14 protein-coding genes are annotated in these 17,906 nt (G+C 55.0%); 5 read left to right on the forward strand and 9 right to left on the reverse strand.

What is annotated here, in order from left to right; translation table 11 throughout:
- Nucleotides 1-9 precede the first annotated feature (9 nt).
- The 3 genes from ACZ5AL_RS03500 to ACZ5AL_RS03510 all read right to left on the reverse strand — a co-directional run bounded on the left by ACZ5AL_RS03500 (nucleotide 10) and on the right by ACZ5AL_RS03510 (nucleotide 2,571).
- Nucleotides 10-942: an MlaD family protein gene (locus tag ACZ5AL_RS03500; protein WP_464512208.1), complete on the reverse strand. Its 933-nt coding sequence runs from the start codon at nucleotides 940-942 to the stop codon at nucleotides 10-12.
- Nucleotides 943-973: 31 nt separating this feature from the next.
- Nucleotides 974-1,735 carry an ABC transporter ATP-binding protein gene (locus tag ACZ5AL_RS03505; RefSeq protein WP_464512209.1) on the reverse strand — a complete coding sequence of 254 codons (762 nt, stop codon included), beginning with the start codon at nucleotides 1,733-1,735 and terminating at the stop codon, nucleotides 974-976.
- An 83-nt stretch (nucleotides 1,736-1,818) separates the two neighbouring features.
- Nucleotides 1,819-2,571, reverse strand: coding sequence for an MlaE family ABC transporter permease (locus ACZ5AL_RS03510; RefSeq protein WP_464512211.1), 753 nt, complete (start codon nucleotides 2,569-2,571; stop codon nucleotides 1,819-1,821).
- Between the two features lie 353 nt (nucleotides 2,572-2,924).
- On the opposite strand from ACZ5AL_RS03510, the gene radA reads away from it, so the two are divergent.
- Nucleotides 2,925-4,241, forward strand: a complete 1,317-nt coding sequence (gene radA, locus ACZ5AL_RS03515; protein WP_464512212.1) for a DNA repair protein RadA — start codon at nucleotides 2,925-2,927, stop codon at nucleotides 4,239-4,241.
- 179 nt (nucleotides 4,242-4,420) lie between these two features.
- Here radA and ACZ5AL_RS03520 read toward each other — a convergent pair whose 3' ends face one another.
- The 5 genes from ACZ5AL_RS03520 to ACZ5AL_RS03540 form a co-directional block, all read right to left on the reverse strand.
- Nucleotides 4,421-4,954 carry a DUF192 domain-containing protein gene (locus ACZ5AL_RS03520; protein ID WP_464512214.1) on the reverse strand — a complete coding sequence of 178 codons (534 nt, stop codon included), beginning with the start codon at nucleotides 4,952-4,954 and terminating at the stop codon, nucleotides 4,421-4,423.
- A 48-nt stretch (nucleotides 4,955-5,002) separates the two neighbouring features.
- Nucleotides 5,003-5,527 (reverse strand): DUF192 domain-containing protein, encoded by a 525-nt coding sequence (locus ACZ5AL_RS03525; protein ID WP_464512215.1) that lies wholly within the window; start codon nucleotides 5,525-5,527, stop codon nucleotides 5,003-5,005.
- The gene (locus ACZ5AL_RS03530) at nucleotides 5,524-5,994 is read right to left on the reverse strand and encodes a GNAT family N-acetyltransferase (RefSeq protein ID WP_464512216.1); all 471 of its coding nucleotides are present in this window, start codon (nucleotides 5,992-5,994) and stop codon (nucleotides 5,524-5,526) included. Before ACZ5AL_RS03530 ends, ACZ5AL_RS03525 begins: the two co-directional genes overlap by 4 nt.
- A gap of 19 nt (nucleotides 5,995-6,013) precedes the next feature.
- Nucleotides 6,014-7,141: a coproporphyrinogen-III oxidase family protein gene (locus ACZ5AL_RS03535; RefSeq protein ID WP_464512218.1), complete on the reverse strand. Its 1,128-nt coding sequence runs from the start codon at nucleotides 7,139-7,141 to the stop codon at nucleotides 6,014-6,016.
- 141 nt (nucleotides 7,142-7,282) lie between these two features.
- Nucleotides 7,283-8,317 carry an ion transporter gene (locus ACZ5AL_RS03540; RefSeq protein WP_464512219.1) on the reverse strand — a complete coding sequence of 345 codons (1,035 nt, stop codon included), beginning with the start codon at nucleotides 8,315-8,317 and terminating at the stop codon, nucleotides 7,283-7,285.
- A 690-nt stretch (nucleotides 8,318-9,007) separates the two neighbouring features.
- Here ACZ5AL_RS03540 and ACZ5AL_RS03545 point away from each other — a divergent pair.
- The 4 genes from ACZ5AL_RS03545 to ACZ5AL_RS03560 all read left to right on the forward strand — a co-directional run bounded on the left by ACZ5AL_RS03545 (nucleotide 9,008) and on the right by ACZ5AL_RS03560 (nucleotide 17,245).
- Nucleotides 9,008-9,388, forward strand: a complete 381-nt coding sequence (locus ACZ5AL_RS03545) for a roadblock/LC7 domain-containing protein (protein ID WP_464512221.1) — start codon at nucleotides 9,008-9,010, stop codon at nucleotides 9,386-9,388.
- Between the two features lie 46 nt (nucleotides 9,389-9,434).
- Complete coding sequence (locus ACZ5AL_RS03550) at nucleotides 9,435-9,947, forward strand: GTP-binding protein (RefSeq protein ID WP_464512222.1); 513 nt, start codon at nucleotides 9,435-9,437, stop codon at nucleotides 9,945-9,947.
- 203 nt (nucleotides 9,948-10,150) lie between these two features.
- On the forward strand, nucleotides 10,151-13,603 hold the full coding sequence (locus ACZ5AL_RS03555; RefSeq protein WP_464512223.1) for a PAS domain S-box protein: 3,453 nt from the start codon (nucleotides 10,151-10,153) through the stop codon (nucleotides 13,601-13,603).
- Nucleotides 13,604-14,269: 666 nt separating this feature from the next.
- Nucleotides 14,270-17,245, forward strand: coding sequence for a hypothetical protein (locus tag ACZ5AL_RS03560; RefSeq protein WP_464512224.1), 2,976 nt, complete (start codon nucleotides 14,270-14,272; stop codon nucleotides 17,243-17,245).
- Between the two features lie 58 nt (nucleotides 17,246-17,303).
- Here the strand turns inward: ACZ5AL_RS03560 and ACZ5AL_RS03565 are convergent, their stop codons facing one another.
- Entirely contained in the window at nucleotides 17,304-17,900 is a 597-nt protein-coding gene (locus tag ACZ5AL_RS03565) for a hypothetical protein (RefSeq protein WP_464512225.1), read from the reverse strand.
- Nucleotides 17,901-17,906 lie beyond the last annotated feature (6 nt).

Consider the following 17,906-nt stretch of genomic DNA (forward strand, 5'->3'; position numbering starts at 1 on the left):
AGACTGTGTCTAAAACACGCGCATCAGGGTCATGTCTTCGAGGTAGCGTTCGGGATTTTCCTGAAGATCGCGAAGCAGATGATCGAGTTGTTCGCTGGCGGAGTCGAGATTCTCGTAGAGGCTTGGGTCGTTGGCCAGGCGTCCTAAGGTGCCTTCGCCCTCGTCGATTTTTTCGGAGAACGAGCCGAGGGCACTGGTGGTGCGTTCAAGGTTGGCCAGGTTTTGCTCCAGGCGGTCGAGATTGCGATTGACGCGTTGCACGGTTACGCCGAGCGTGTCTACGTTTTCGTCGGTGAAGGCGCTAAGGTCGTCAGTTAGCGCCTCGAGGTTGCGGATGGTAGCACGCAGGGACTCTTCTTCCGCGCCTCCTGATATATTTTCGAGTGATTCGGCGGTGCGGCGCAGCGAGGCAATCATCGCAGTCATGTTGCCCTCTTCGTCGAGCTGTTGGGCAAGCGATTCGGTAAATTGTTCGGTATTGGTAAGTACGCCCTCGGTTTTGTTGGCGAGCTCAGGCGCCTGTCCGGTTAGTTGTTCAAGCAGGCCGGGGCCGTCGGGGGTGTCAATGCTCGAGTTGGGCTGCAGGGGCGGGTTGGAGGCCGGGCCGGGGCGGATGCTTAGCCGTACGCCTCCGAGTGCTGAAAAGCCTTCCACGCGAGCCTCAGAGCCTTCGGGGATGAGCACATCGTTGTTAACGCGGAACCGCACGCGCACAATGCCTTCGTCTTGCATAAGGCGGACCGATTCAACCGTCCCTATGTTAACGCCGCTTAACCGTACGGGATTGCCAGACGCCATGCCCCCGACGTTCTCAAAGTCGGCAGTCAGCATATAGCTGCCGCGTAGGATGGGCAGATCTTGAAAGTAGCGCACACCTACAATCAGAACGATAGCGGCCAGGATGACCGAAAGGCCTACTTTTACTTCATTGCTGTACTTCATTACGCAGGCATGGAGCGTTAAACAGGAGGGGTTACGAAGTTGAAGATGCCACTGAGCGGCCCACATGGTACTCGTTGGCGGTTACAAACGCGTCGAGCACCTCATCGTCGCGGTCGTGAATGGCTTCTACGGATCCAACCCAGTGCAGGGTTTTGCCGTACAGGAATGCTACACGATCAGCTACGGTGAGCACCGAGTGCATGTCGTGGGTGATTACAACACTGGTAATGTTCATTTCTTCGGCCAGGTGCTCGATCAGCTCGTCAATGGTGTTTGAGGTTTCGGGATCGAGGCCGCTGGTGGGCTCATCGTACAGGATGTAGCGCGGTTCAAGTGCGATAGCACGGGCCAGGGCGACGCGTTTGCGCATCCCGCCAGACAGTTCTGCAGGCTTTTTGGGACCCACATCGGGCATGCGTACCAGCGTAAGGCACTCGGCCACCCGGTCGTGGATAGCTGGCTCGTCTAAATCCGAAAAGAAGCGGAGGGGAAAGGATACATTTTCGAATGACGTCATCGAGTCGAATAGCGCTCCGCCTTGAAAGAGAACGCCGAAGCGTTTGCGGACCTCCCGTAGCTTTTGATACGGGACACTACAAATATCGATGTCGTCAACGAACACGCGTCCTTGGTCGGGATCGAGCAGTCCTACAATGTGCTTCATGAGCACACTTTTGCCGGAGCCGGAGTGCCCGATGATCGCCAGCGTTTCGCCGTCTTGGATGTCGAGCGACACGTCTTCGAGCACCGACAAGGTGCCGAAGCTCTTGTATAAGTTTTCAATACGAATCATTCAGGTAGCGAAGCCAAGACATACAAACAACGGATCCGTAAACGTACGCTGGTGAGGCGCAACGAGGTTTTTAGGGAGCAGGTTCAGAGCAGCAGGATGGCCAGCCCCAGGTCAGCCAGAAGCACAAATACGCAGCTTTGTACTGCCGCTTCGGTCGTGCTTTGTCCTACGCCTTCGGCACCTCCCCTGGTGTAATAGCCTTTGTAGCAAGCGATGGAGGTGATGATAAAGCCAAACGTGACCGACTTAATCAAGCCAAAGTACGGGTCAAACGGCTGATAGAACTGGCGGGCCCCTTCGATGAATTCGGCGGTGCTAAGCAAGCCGCCGGCTTCGGCAATGAGAATGCCGCCGCCAATACCAATCAGGCACGCGAACACGTACAGTACCGGAAACATTACGATACCAGCCAGCACGCGGGGCAAGATCAAGAAACTGATGGAGTTGAGCCCCATCACCTCTAGCGCATCAATCTGTTCAGATACGCGCATGGTGCCCAGTTCGGCAGCGATGCGCGCGCCTACACGACCTGCCAGAATGAACGCCGTAATGACCGCTGCCAGCTCCAACATCATCGACGGCACCACAATGGAGCCAATAATCGTGTTGGGGACAAACGATTCTTGCAGTTGGTAGGCCGTTTGTACGGTGAGCACTGCGCCCGTAAATGCGGCGGCTAAGGCCACAATCGGAATCGAATCGACTCCGATGCGCACCATTTGCGTCACGAAGTTTTTCCAGTAGGTGCGCACTTCGCCAATCGACGAAAACGCCCGTCCGAGCAAAATAAAGTACTGCCCGAGAGCCTGCAAAGGAGCAAGAAGGCGATCCGTCACGAAGCGAAAAGGGTCGTTACCAAGCAGGATACGAATTGAGGAAGGCGCACCGTCTTTAGCATCGGCATCGCGTAAGGGTACGCGAAAAGCCGATTCGGCACAAGTCGTTCCGATAACAGTAGGTGCATGCCATGCACGGCAGAATGGTTCCTATATCGATCCGCGGGAGGTGCTATTCCGACGGTTGTCACACACTCCTGTAGAGCATCTGCACGTTGTATTGCCCCCGGCTGTGTTTCGTTACATAGCTTCGAGTTACATTCACGTCACCCTCCTCAAGTCACGTTCAACGTCTCATGGGTTCTTCGCCCCGTTTTGTTTGTCAAGAATGTGGACATGCTGCGCACAAGTGGATGGGCAAATGCCCAGGTTGTGGCGCGTGGAATACGCTGGTTGAAGAGCAGCCTGCCTCTGATGTCAAGGCGCGCGTTCCGAAATCGGCATCGAAGAGTAGCAATGGCACCTCGTCTTCAAATCGGCCCGAGCCCATTACCGATGTAAGCCTGGGCCCCGAAACGCGCCTGGAAATCGGTATGGCCGAGTTCGACCGGGTGATGGGCGGAGGGATTATGCAAGGCTCGTTCAGCCTTATTGCGGGGGATCCGGGCATTGGAAAGAGCACGCTCATGACCGAGTTAGCCCGCTTTGTGCCCGACCGCACCATCTTGTACGTAACCGGCGAGGAGTCGAAGCGACAGGTCAAGCTACGGGCGCAACGCCTTGGGGTCGATACCGACAGGCTCTTGTTGCTCTCCGAAACTAACGTCGAAGCTATTGGCCAGGCGGTGCAGTCGTGCGATCCGGATCTACTCATTGTAGACTCCATTCAGACGATCTTTCGCCCCGACCTGTCGAGTGCGCCGGGGTCCGTCAGTCAAGTACGCGAGAGCACGGCATCGCTTCTCAAGATGACGAAGGAAGACGAGTTCTCCACCTTTCTGGTAGGACACGTCACCAAAAAGGGCACCATCGCCGGGCCGCGTGTGCTGGAGCACATGGTGGATACGGTGCTTTACTTTGAGGGCGACCGCCACCATGCCTTTCGGATTCTACGGAGCGTAAAAAACCGCTTTGGCGCGGCCAATGAGATTGGCGTGTTCGAAATGCGCGAAACTGGGCTGCACGAGGTGCCCAACCCGAGCGAGATTTTTCTGTCGGAGCGCGGCTATGGGGTGAGCGGGTCGGCGGTGGTGTGCTCGCTGGAGGGCACACGTCCTATTCTTGTGGAGGTACAGGCGCTCGTCTCCCCCAGTTCGTACGGTACCCCGCAGCGGACGGCCACCGGCTTCGAGTACAGCCGGCTTCAAATGCTGCTGGCTGTGCTGGAAAAGCGGGTGGGCCTGGCCTTTTCTGACCACGATGTGTTTATCAACATTGCAGGCGGGGTGAAGCTGAACGAACCGGCTGTAGATCTGGGGATTGCCGTGGCAGCAGTGTCGTCGTTTCGTGATGTGCCGACCGACACCGGGGCGGTGCTGATTGGCGAGGTCGGTCTAGGGGGCGAAATTCGCACCGTGAGCCAGCTCGGACCGCGTCTCAAAGAGGCATCCAAGCTCGGATTCGAGCGCGCTGTGGTACCTGCCAACAATCTGGAGCACACCACGGCCCCCGACGATTTAGATGTGATTGGGGCAACTACACTGCAAGATGTGCTAGATACCGTGCTTTGAGCTGTGGCTTATACACAACAGAACGGGAGGCGAACTCCCGCTTGCGTCCTCGTCGCGATGTACAACCGGCATGATCTTCGGCCCCTCTGCGTCGCGACGGATGAATGGACGGCAGAGTACTCCTCCAACCGTCCATACCTCAACACCTCCAACCCTCAATGACGTATGCGGAGTGGGTATTACTCGTCACGGGTCCAGGTAAAGCGGTCGCCTTCGAGGATGCCACGGCGGTCGGCTTCGCCAGCGGGAAGTTCAAGCACGTACTTCGCCGGATCGCCCGACTCGACCTGGTCTTGCGAAAACGGGGTCGTGTATTTGGCGATCGATACAATCGTGCTATCCGCATCGGCAAACAGGATGTCGAGAGAAAGGGGCGTGTTGGCCATCCAAAAGCTTTGGGGGGCTTCCTCGTCGAACAGGAACAGCATACCCGAATCGTCGGGCAACGAGGCGCGGTCCATCAAGCCCCGGGCGCGGGCCGAGTCGGTATCCGCAATTTCGATGTCGAAGGTGCTTAGGGTGTCATCATCTTGCAGCACGTGCAACGTACCATGCTTTTCAAATGGGATAGGATCTTCGATATCCTCGGCTGCTTCTACATCTGGGGCCGTGGCGCCGTCGTCGTCCTCACCGCAGCCCAATAAGACGGCGCTGCAAAGAAGAACGACGAGTGCAGCAGGCACCCAGGCGAAACGGTACGAAGCAGGTAGCATAGCGAGTAGACGGAAGATGCACAGGGTAGCGGAGTCAAAAAGCACTGCTTAGTCGTCAAGCCGTTCCCAGTGGATGCGGGTGTTAGCATCCAGGTTGTGTCGATCTGCAAATCCAGCACGTACTTCGACCACGTATCGGCGCGGGGCTTCGGGTTCAACGGAGTCTTCCGAGAACGGACGGGTGTTTTTGGCGATGTTAATCACCTGCTCATCATCATCCACGAAGATCATATCGAGGGGCATCGGTGTGTTGCGCATCCACATGCCCCCGGTGTCGACGGTGTCAAAAATAAAGAGCATGCCGCGATCTGCTCGCATGGAGGTGCGATGCATCAGTCCCTGTCGACGGGCCTCATCCGTATCGGCAATTTCGATCTGGATGGTTGTGATGGAGTCGCCCTCGGCGGTTTCAAAGGTGAGTGTGCCGTCGTGGCGAAACGTGGTGGAGGGCAGCGCATCGTCATCGCTCTCGTCACTGGCACATCCGCCAAGCACAGACGACGTGAGCAGCAGGGCAACGAGAAGGAGAACAGGGGATGTCGCAGGCCAAGTTGCCGAATCAAAACGGTTCATGTAAGTTCTTTTTCCATGTAAATGACATTGGGTAGCGGATTGGTATAGTACGCGGTAATTTCCACAAAACCAAGGTCGCGATACAGTGCAAGGGCTGCATGCAACGAGTCGAGGGTGTCGAGGCGCATGGTGGTGTAATTGCGTGATCGGCCTGCTTCGAGGATGCGTATCGCGAGACGGCGCCCAAGTCCATGGCCTCGGTACTTGGGAATGACGTACAGACGTTTCATTTCGCAGATAGCGGGCGGCTCTAACGGCTTTAGGGCGACACACCCGGTTGCGGTGCCCTGCTCATTTTCTGCCAGCAAGATGGTGCCTTGTGGCGGAGCATAAGAGCCAGGAAGTGTATCGAGCTCCTCCTGAAAATCTTGAAAGCAGAGGTCAATCCCCAGTTCTTCAGCATAGTTGCGAAACAGCACTCGGATGGTGTCGAGGTCTGCTTCGGTGGTGGCAGTGCGGATAGGCATGGAAGCAAGCAACTAATCGTCAGGACGAGTCGGGCAGTAGACGATGTACGATAGAATCAGATACGAGCCAGCCGTCATGGGTGAGGCGCAGGATGTTGTCATCAAGCGGGTGCACAAGACGGTGTTCGCTGAGGCGATCGAGTAATTCGGAATGCGTTGCACGCAGGTCAATGCCGTATCGTTCGTGATACCGGTTCAGGTCGAGGCCCTCTCGGGTGCGTAGACGCAAGGCCAGATATTCTTGGGCCAGTGTGATTTGGTCAACGCAATGTTGAAAAGAAAGGGGGCGGCCCCCTCTTTTGATTACATCTAGATATTCGTCAAGATCTGCAACATTGGCCCATCGTTGCGGGAAGTTGGCAGCGGGCGGCCACCAGAAACTATGCGCTGCGGGACCGATGCCCAGAAAGCTGTCGTGATTCCAGTACGTGGCATTATGCACCGACGCGTAGGAGGGGCGTGCAAAATGCGAAATTTCGTAAGCGGTATAGCCGTTTGATTCCAGGTGGTTCAGAGCATACCGATACTGCTTGGTGCGTTGCATTACGCCCTGTTCATCGGCAGGGGGGGCGGGCCACTCTTGCAGGCTAATATGTTCGATTTGAAGGTCCACCGCTTCGTGGATGCTTCGTTTCCAGCGTTGCATAGGCAACTCTGGCCACCCGAACACAAGATCGATCGATATATTGTCGAATCCAATTTCACGAGCCCGTTTGAGAGCCTCCCGCCCCCCATACTCGGAATGGGGAGCCGAGAGAATACCGAGGTCTTCTTCGAAGAATGAGAGCATCGTAACGCTCAGTCGATTGAAACCGGCTTCACGAAGCCCTTCCAAATACTCTGTAGAAGCATCTCCCGGACATAGCTCGATGGTGACTTCTGCAGAGGAGTCGATGTTAAATACGGCCATGGTATGCTTAACCAATGGCTTTAAGTAGGCAAGAGGCATCATAGAGGGGCGTCCTCCGCCTACATAAACCGACTTGATTGGGAATGTATCAGCATAGGGGATTAAATGATCGCTCAATTCGCATTTTATTGCACGGGCAAGCCGCGCGTAATCGGGCTGTGGTGTTGGAACCACAAATGCTTCGTCAAATGGACGATCTTTGGTGCGAAATGGGGTATGGAAGTAGAGGCCAGCCACAAGACAGGAGAAGCGTTAGGAGGGAGGTATACGCTTAGGAAAAGATATCCGTACAGAAAAGACATCTGTATAGGAAGAGTGGCAAGGAGTATGCCGTGTCTTTATAAAAAATCATCTCCTAAGGATCTGTATAGGCTCTGGTTACGAAACCGGTGAAGCGTCGCGGGCCGGAGTGTGTTTAGGATCCCATCTCGATAGGTCAATCTGGTCTTTAATAACATCTAGTGAATCAACAATAAGTGACCGGACTAGTTCATTGAGTGTTTGCTCGAACTCATCCGAGAATGCAGCGTCAACCGAGATCGTTGTAATTTGCGCCATCACCTTGTCATTTTCGCGCGAGCCGACATCATCCATCATCTGATTGATGACGCTGTAGACGATGTCGCTAATGGCGCTTTGGAGGAGATGGGCAATTGTGGGTCCCACACCGGGAATCATCCCAATCGTTTTGATTTCGCGGTTGTTATTTACGGCCTGTTGGATGACGCCATCCATGTACTGTTGAAAGTCGGTGCGGTACGAGCCGTAGGCTTTGGCGGTAGCTTCCTGGAGCCGATGGGTGAGCGCTTCGACAAGGGCTTCGTGTTGTGGTCGAATGACCTCTTCGGCAATGCGGTCAACAACAGGATGGTTGCGTTCAATTTCGTGTTGCACGCCGTCGAGGATGCGCAGCGTGACGCGGTCGGTAAGCTCTTGTACAATCCAGTCGCGGTATCTGACAAGCGTATCGTATAGCGCCGTTTGTCGCAGGTCGATGATGCCCAAGCGCTGCATCTTAGGGATCATCGAGAAGATGCGCAGTACGCGCAACGAGCGGAAGGTGCCGACGGGGATGCAGCCGAGCACGTCGTACCAGTGAACAATTGGGTAGAAGTACCACCGCCGATATGTTTGACGGTAAATGGCTAGCCCCCATCGGATGATGATCTCCGTCAGAAAGATAGCGACGAAGATGAGGTCGTAGAAGAGAAAGTGAGGGTGGACTTCGCTGGCGTAGAAGTCGTGGAAAGTAGGGACCGTTGCGGCCAGTACATCCTGGACGTAGGAGTTGGCGAACGTCCAATCGAAAATGATGAATGCGAGGTTGGCGATGATGAGCACGAGCATCACCACATCAACAACAAACTCGCGCCACGTGAGGCGATCTGCGTCGGATTCCTCGATGGTAGGCATACAGCGGGGCAGCAGGTTGTACATAGAACACGAAGCGTTCTAATGTACAAAACAGCGTATCCATTTTCTGATGCTCTCAAAACACCGGTCAAACACCAGTTACGGGGGAATCGAAAGGGCTTGCTTATTGCCTAAGTGCGGTGTCACACCTGAATTATGGCACGGAGGGGTTCTCTTGTGTCGATGCACCAGCGGCATAACCTCCGGTCCTTTTGGGGCGACACGGTCTGTTGGGACGATCCGGCCTTTCGATAAAGATGTTCAGCGTTCTGAAAAGGAGATGCGATTTCGCGACGTGCCGCAATAGAAGAACGCAGAGCGTCTACGGCTTCGTTGCGACGCGGAGCATCGCGACAAGTACGCATCGAAAAAACACCCCCTTGTCATTGCGAGCGGAGCGAAGCGCCCCGACCGCAGGGAGGAAGTGCTCCTGGGGTGCAATCCCATTGTTGTCAAGCTGGATGTAGCCGCCCAGTCAACGGCATGAGATCGCAGCCTCCCAGAGTACTTGGTTGCTGCGCTCACAGCGCCACATCGGTCGCAAGCTTTCTCCTCGCGATGACAAAGTGTAAACGTATTTTTGCCGACTTACCTTAGATCCATTACCAGAATCGGAAACACGAACGGTTGTATCCAATGGATTTTGTTTGTAACCTACACAGTTCATTCCTCAAACCATTGAAATCCTTTATGGACGACGTTGAAACCCTCAGGTCCATACTGCACGCGCTCAATGATGCGGTGCCGGAGCACATTGAAGGCAGCTTGATTGCATCTCCTGACGGGTTTTTGATTGCGAGCACACTCGGCGAAGAAGACGCGGAGCGAGTAGCGGCAATGGTGGCTACAACGGTAGGGGTAAGTCGGCGTATGACCCACATACTCAACGCCGGATCTCTTAACGAAACAGCGATTGTTGGCGTAGATCGGCACATTCGCTTGTACCTCGTTGATGATCGAGGGGTACTTGCTGTAATTGCAAAAGCCGACTCGAACACCGCTCTCATTAATCTATCAGCGCGTGAGGCTGTGCGTGAGGTTGCTGATCTAATGAACAAGGCTAACCCATAGCTGGGGCGGGGCTATACGATTGGTTTTTTTATTTCTATGATGTGTTATGGTGCCACTTAAAGTACTTGTTACAGGAGGAGTCGGAGCAGGAAAAACAACACTGGTGTCTGCCCTTTCAGAAAAAGAGGGAGTACACACCGATGCGGTACGCCATGCGTCTTCAGACCCCGAAAAGCAAACCACAACAGTCGCGTTTGATTACGGCCAATTAACAATAGATGGCACGCCAGTCCGCTTGTTTGGCACTCCGGGTCAAAAGCGGTTTGACTACATGTGGGAGGTGCTTTGTGAGGGTATCGATGGTATCGTTGTGCTCGTACACACAGCACAGCCAGATGTGATTTCCTATACCACCGAACTTCTTGACATCATTCAGGAGGGCCAGCAAGACGTACCGTTTGTTGTGGGGCTAACCCATACCGACCGTCCCGCAGCTGACCCGGCGCGTATTAAAGAGGCCGTATTTGCACAACAGGCCAAAGCCGTACATCGTGTTGATGCTCGAGATGCAGATTCGAGTCGATCACTCATGACCACGTTAATAGACCATGTTGTGTGATGTTTTTTTTATATCTTTGTTAGCGGGGGCCATCCCCCTGAATACCTTTATGTTTATTTGGAAGAAGTGAACGAAATAAAAAGTTGCCCGTCTACTGCTTGGATAGAGCACTTCGTCGTTTGTAGGTGCTCTTTCGTTGTGTAAAAGCATAGATCGTTTCCAGAGCAGGTTGCCTGCCTCATTTTTCTGACTTCATGGCGCGTATGTCCGATGTCGAAGTTGCCCCCTCGTCGTCTTCGCTTCGCCCTGCACTGTTGAAGCAGTACGGTTTGCTTGATGCTGCTCCTGAGGCGGCTTTTGATCGCATTGCGCGTATCACAGCCGACTTATTTTCGGTTCCCACGGCAGTTATTAGTTTTGTTGACCCTGATCAACAATGGGTTAAGGCGCAGGTGGGGTTTCCAGATAAGACACTTCCGTTTAACGATGGTCCGTCTACCCGTATTGTAGAGCAAGGCACGCCCCTCGTCGTTTCAGATGTTGAGGTTTTGCGCGATGGAACGAGCGAATTTGTACAAATTGATGGCGAATCCGTGCAGTTCTATGCGGGCATTCCGTTGGGCCCTCCTCATACCGACGAGGTGATCGGAGCGCTGTCTATCATGGATACGGCTCCACGGCATATAGATGGCGAAGAGCGAGGATGGATTGTGCGCCGGCTTGCCGACATGGGGGCGATGGTGATGAATGAACTCGAACGCCGTCGAGAGGCTGCCACCCGTGAGCAAACGAGGGTACACCTGCAGCATGTGGCCGATAACGTATCGGAAGGCATATACCGTAGCACGCCGAATGATGGACTCATGTACGTCAATCAGGCCTTTGCCGACCTGTTTGGCTACGATAGTCCCGAAGAAATGCTTCATCTTCCATCTATACGCTTCTATCGCAATGCAATGCAGCGCGATGCGTTGTTGGAAGAAGAGCACGAAACCGATGGTCTCGAAGGCAAGGCTGTTGAACTGCGACGCAAAGACGGATCGACGTTCATTGGGCGCATTAGCAGCACAGTACTGCGCGATGACGAAGGCAACGTAGTGTATTATGATGGAGTTGTTACCGATATCACCGAATCATACCGGGCGCAGCGTGAGGTCCGTCGCCAAAAAAAGATTCTGCAGACGGTTGTCGAAAACGTACAGTCTATTGTCTTTTTGCTTGATGAAAACGGCCGTTTTTTGGTGTCGGGAGGACGCGATCTCGCCGCGTTGGGCTTAGAGTCGGGGGAGGTGGTAGGAAAGTCGGCCTTCGAGTTATATGTTGATTATCCTGCGATTATTCAGCGCCTTCAACGAGCGCTGCAAGGAGAGGCTGTACAGGGCACCTTTGAAATGGAGGGTCGTGTATTCGATACCCGATACTCGCCGGTGTATAGTGAAAGTGGGTCCTTTGTAGGCTGCGTAGGTGTAGCCCAAGATATCACAGAGCATAAAGAAAAGGAGCGTGCGCACCGGCGAAGTGCCGAGCGCTGGGAGCGACTTGTTGAGGTGCATCCCGACCCCATCGTCGTTTCAATAGATGATCGGATTAAGTATATCAATCCGGCGGGAGCACGGGTCTTGGGTGTAGACGATTCGTCTTCGCTCACAGAGTGCTCACTGTCTAGCTTTGTAGACGAAGATGACAAAGAAAAGGCGGCGAACAACTTGCGTCGTGTCTACAATGAGCGGCGCATCACCATGCCGCAGGAATATACCGTACGGGGGCGCGATGGTGTATCGCGGGTGGTAGAAGCACGCTCGGTGCCTATCATATACAATGGGCAGCGGGCTGCACAAACCATCGTACGTGATATTACGGCAGAGCGCACCCTGGAGCAGCAGTTGCGCGTACGCAACGATCGATTTCAAACGTTGCTCAAGTATGCCCAACCTGCGATCTTTTTGCTCGACGATGACGCCAATATTCTGGTGGCTGAGGGCAAACACTTGTCGCGGCTGGTCGATGCTCCCGGTACGCTGGCAGGAGATTCTTTCCATGCGCGTTATGCCGATGCTACGGCATTTACAGACTGTGTAGACCAGGCGCTATCTGGCACGCCAGTCGACACCGTAGTTGAGGTCAACGAAGCTACGTTTGATGTATGGTTTGCTCCGATTCAAGATGTAGATAGGCAGGTCAGTGGATGTGTTGGCATGGCGGTGGACATAACCGAGCGCATTGAAGCCGAGCAGGCGCTTCGCCAAGAGCGGGATCTGCTCGAACGCATTTTCAACACCAGTGCAGCAGCCATTACCATCTTAGATACGGAGGGACGTATTACAGAGGCCAACTCACGGGCGGAGGAGGTGCTGGGGATTTCGGCCAACGAAGCGTCAGAGCGTACCTATAACGACCCCGACTGGGGAATTGAACGCATTGATGGGACTTCCTTGCCCGAAGACGAGTTGCCGTTTTCCCAAGTTATGGCGACCCAGGCACCGGTGTACGATATCGAACATGCAATCCGGTGGCCAGATGGAACGCGTAAAGTTGTGTCGATTAACGGCGCCCCTCTTCGTAATGCTAACGAGGAAGTGGTGGGAGCTGTCTTTACTGTGCATGACATTACAGAGAGACACGAGCAAGATCGCATGTTGCGGCGTACCCAGCGCATGCTTGATGCGATTATAGATAACGCAGGGATAGGTATTTGCGTAACGAATGCCGATCGGAAATTTGTGCAGATTAACCCGGCGTTTAGCGAGTTGTTTGGGTGGACTGAGAAAGACCTTATCGGAGCATCTGTAGGAAAAATAGTAGCGCCCGAGCAGCGTGCTCAAGCGTTGAAAGTTCACGACCGAGTCATCCACGAAGGGATTGATGAAGAACCAGGCGAGTGGAAGGTGCTTCACAAAGATGGATCCAAGCGTGATGCCCTTGTAACGGCAGAACGCGTTATCTTAGACGGGGAGCCGTACAAAGTAATCACCATCGCCGATATCACAGATCGCGTGGCCGCCGAACAGGCATTGCGTAAAGCAAAGCAGAGTGCCGAATCAGCCGCCCGCCTTAAGTCGGCTATGCTCGCCAACATGAGTCACGAAGTGCGTACCCCGCTCACATCGATTATTGGGTTTGCAGAGGTGTTGCAAGATGAAACCCATGGCCGTCAGTCTAACTTTGCGCGGCATATCGTACGAAGTGCCAACCGGCTTCTTACAACCCTCAACTCGGTTCTTCGACTGTCGAAGCTTGAGGCGGGAACAGAGGCGGTAGAGACCGTGCCCATGGATGCCGTTCAGCTTGTCGGCGAGATTGTAGACGAAATGGCCCCCCAGGCCGAACGCGCTTCGGTGTCACTTACAGCTAACATGAGGGTCTCGTCTGTGCACCTCGAAAGTGATCCTGGAGCGCTCCAACGGGTTTTGTACAACACACTCAGCAACGCAATCAAGTTTACACCAGAGTCTGGGCAGGTAAATGTGTGTGTGACTGAAGGCCCTTCGGGAGCTCTCATTGAGGTCACAGACACAGGTATTGGCATGAGTGAGTCGTTTCAAGAGCGAATGTTCGATGCATTTACGCAAGAGTCGGAGGGGTTTGCTCGTTCGTACGAAGGCAGCGGACTGGGGCTTACCATCGTGCAAAAGTTAGTGCATCAGCTGGGTGGGCGCCTTGAAGTTGAGTCGACCCAGGGGTATGGAACGCGTATCAGCATTTTTCTGCCCAAGTAAAACGGACTAAGTGAAGTCACGTGTCAATATTGGAGTTCAAGAGGGAGTGACAGCCTGCCCGATGATAATAACAAAACATCTGTCCTCTCGTGGCGATGCACAACAGGCATGACCTATGATCCCTCTGCGTCGCCACGCTTGCCGGGACGCTCCAGCATCCCTAATCCACCACCTGGTTTCTTTACCTCGGGGGGTACGTTGGACGCAGAGCGTCTATTCGTCCGTCGCGACGCAGAGCATCGCGACGAGGACGCAAGCGGGAGTTCGCCTCCGGTTGCGTTGTGTATACACCATAGCTCCTCCGAGGGGGACGTGATGAACGCCTTCCACGGTTCCTTCCTCCTCGGGGAGGAAGGGTAGGATGGAGGGGAAACCAACCGGCAATCCCCACAACTATTGTTGAGGTCACTTAGTGCTCTGTCACAGGTCAATCTTCGGGTAACACATGTACCCTCTAACGTACCGAGAATAACTCATAGTCATGTCATTGCGAGCGCAGCGAAGCAATCTCATGCTATTAGGCCGGATGTAGCCGCCCAATCAACGGCATGAGATCGCACCCCAAGAGTACTCGTTCGCTAGCGCTCACAGCGCCGCGTCAGTCGTAGGGCTCCCTCCTCGCGATGACAAGTTTGGCCCCTAACAATCACGTGTGACAGAGAACTTATGACGAGCAAAAGCCCATTCACGTCAGATCGTATTGAAGCATGCAAGGCGTACATCAATCGGGAGGCGAAGACTCGGGCTGGGGGGCCATCGCTCATCGAAGCCCTGAAGATTCTAGGGGCTCTCTCTGAGCATATGCAGGATGCAGGATTGCAGGCAATTGCTCCGCTGTGTGGAAACGACACAGTACAGCAAGCCTGGAGCACGTGGAGTCACGAAACCGATCGGGAAGAGCTTCGGCTGCGATTGGAATGTCTGCAACACGTTGAAACCGTCTCTGCTTCGCTCAACGATCTGTTGTTCTTCTTTTTCCGGTCGTCAGATCCGGTCTTGTATCAGGCAGCAGCCCGTGTGATTGGGCGCCACCTGCATGCAGATACAGAGCGGTGGCAGCGTGTGCAGCACTACGCACAAGCACAGAGCATTGCACTGGATCAACCCGTGCAGTTGAACGGACGCCGAGCTCGGCGTCGCGTTCTTGTTATGGCTGCAGCCCATCATGCGCGAGCCACTCCGCCAATGGAGGACATCGCTTACCCTGTGGAGTTAGATTCTCCGCACGGGTACGTAAAACACGAGGCTGCCGATGTGCGGGTGTTGCTGCAGGCAATGCATATTCTGCGTGCGGCTCCCCATTCAGGTTGGAGAAAGGCCGCCCGAACATTTGTCCAAGACATAGCCGCGGGCGACGGTCCGCCCCTCGACCCATTGCTGGTCAGACCATGGGCGTTGGTCGAAACATCGAGTCATACAGAAGGGCAGGCGCTTGCCGCTTCTCCATGGCCTGCTTTTCTACAACGTGTAGCTGAGGCGCAAGCAGATTCCGTGCCCTCCTTTAGCACGGCTGCGCGCCATCTTCGCCTTATCGATGAGGCTATGAAAGGACTTGCCCGGCGTGCAGAAACCAGTGCCGAGGCGGTGAGAGCGTTGCTAAACGGGGTGAAACTTCGGCATAACGAATTTGCCCATCGGCGCTACATGGTAGCTCGGGATCGTTTGGAGCACGGGACGGCCCGGCTTGCGTGGCGGGCTGCGGCCAAGCGTATGGTAAGTCCCGTACAATGGACGTTGGCCGATCCGGAGGAGCGGGCTGAGGCCGCCTTCACTCTATTGGATGCGAGCCGTTTTCTACCAAGCGATGAGTATGAGGCATTCACCCATCTTTTGGATGCCTTAGATATCGGTCCCGCCTCCATCCTTAATGACTCGTCTGCTCTTCCGGGTGCCATGCGTGGCGCCACCGTGCGTTTGCTCTTGCACCTGCGTAAGTGGGAAGCATCTGGCGATGAGGGCGTGCTCGATCCCCGCCTTGTTCATCAGGTAGGGGCATTCGAGGTCCTTATCGATCTAGTGCCGAACGACGTTAGCGATGAGTCTGCTGCGATTTTCGCTGATGCGATTGAGAATCAGTTGCGTTCATACATCGCGACGGCGTCGGATCCGCGACCTGAACACAAGGTGTATGCCCTGGCAGCTCGTGCACCGTATGCGTTGCTCTTCGAAGAAATTGCTGATGTGTGCCACGGACGCGAATACCTGACGGCCGAGGGGGACCCTGTTGCACTCGAAGCGCTAATTCGTGCGTTTGCCCCACAATCGTTGACGCAAGAAGCCGCTACTCGGGAGAGCGCCGTCCACGCTGCTGATTCCTCCTTTGGAGACGCGCTGCAAGGTGTTCGACGCGCTCTACAGAACGTACAGGAAGTGGAAACACCCACAGCGGCTGTTGCAGGCTGGGTTGCACTGATGGTTCGCCAAGACCAGAGCGATGGAGCGTCCGCCTCTGTCTATGCGTTTGTGCGGCGTGTGTACGGGGCCTCTGCGGATGCGTCGTTACGTGTACAGGCGGCCCAGACGGTGGCCGAGTTGCAAGCGCAGCGCTCACATCTCACACTACAAACATTATCGGATGCACCGGCTCTGCAGGACGCTGCGCAAACCGTGCAACAGGAGGTTGAGGCGTTTTGTACGGCGCTATTGCCTTGGCTGGCGCCATCAGAGGCAGAGTCGCTTCGGCGGGCACGGGATCACCTTGTTGCCTTGCTCCACCGATGGAGTGAAGCGGCATCGATTCGGTACGAGCAGAGTCGAAAAGAAAAAGATATTCCTGTATCCCCTCTGCTTAACGCTATTTTGCAGCAAGAGCCTGGTCCACTGCGTCACATGCTCGTAGCGGCTACAGCGCGCAGCGCGATGCGCAGCACCCCCTCCGCGTCGGCATTCGATGCGGCGTTATATCGTACTGTTCGCCACCCAAAAGCACTTGAGCAGGCCACCCCGGGGGAGCGTCGTAGCTGGCAGCGTGCTATGCACGAGGGATGGGAGCAGCAGGAGCGTCGGGCCATGGAAGATGGGCGCGAAACAGAAGTCACGGCGTTGATGCAGGCGTATGCAACGCAGAAAGGGACTGATCGTCCGTCCATGAAGCAGATTTCCGAAGAGATGGAAGATTGGCTCTTAGATCGCTACCATCTGATTGGCGCCTTTCAGGCACGTCGGCTCCGCATGCCACAGTCCCATTGGGGAGCGTGGGTCGGCGGCACAATGATGGCCTATTTAGGCCATTTTATGTACGTGTGGTTTGCGTTGCTGGTGGGGGCCTTGCTCATGCTCGACTTTGGCGATGCCTGGTTTGCCATGGCCGAAGAGGGCGACCAGGCAGGTATCGCGCTTACGTTTGGGTTGGGCGTGGTAGCTACGCTGGGATATCTGTTTGCGGATTTGCGGGGTAAGGTGACTGATGAGGCTGCGTACAGCGGGTGGGCGTGGCTGCAACGCACGGGACGCCTGTTGATCTTTCTGGGGGTGGCCCTGTGTGTGGCGACCGCCTACACCAGCGGTTTCTGGTACTTGCTTTCGGGCACTGAAGAGGTCGTGCAAGAAGGCTACGAAGCTGTACTTAGTGTGGTGGTATGGACGAGTTTTGCACTCTTTGTGGGTGTGTTCCTGGGGCTCATTGCTAAAACAGACGCTTAGCATCCACCCCTCCATACTTGCACACATCCAACCTTCCACACATCCATACCTCCAAACCCTAACCGTTTTCGCCGTTTGGCAATGGGGGAAGCGGACGCCCCGCTACGTGGTGGAGCCAGCGGGCGTATCCCATAGAGGTCTCCTGCGTAAACGCTACATCAGGTAGGTCGGTGAGCCACAGGTACTTGGCGTGCCCCAATGCATCAGCAAGTGGCTGTGCGGGGTCCGTGGTCTCGGCTTCGATGCAGACGCTCCAGGCCGTCTCGCCACACGCTTTGATTTGCGTCAGTTCAATTTTGATTTCGATGCCGCTGGGAAGCGATTTTGTTACCTGTTGGCGTGCCTTATACACATCAATCCATAAGGCGCTGTCGGTTGGGGCATTGTCATCAGTGCCAAAACTCCACTTGTGCCAGCATTCTTCCCAGCCGGTATGTCCGGAGGGCGTGGTGGTAGGGGTGGGGGTGCGCATACGGCGCTTGGTCTGGATCTTGCCGCTGCGCCACTTTACATTGCAGGCGGGCGAGTCGGTGAGCACGTAAACGTCATCGCGTTCTTTCGAAGAAGCATTGCCAAGCGTATCGAACCAGTCGTGGAGGGCTTCTACATCAGTTTTGTCGTCAACAAACCAACGGATTTCAAGCGTGCGGTCCATAGGCAA

Source organism: Natronotalea proteinilytica, from assembly GCF_055379935.1.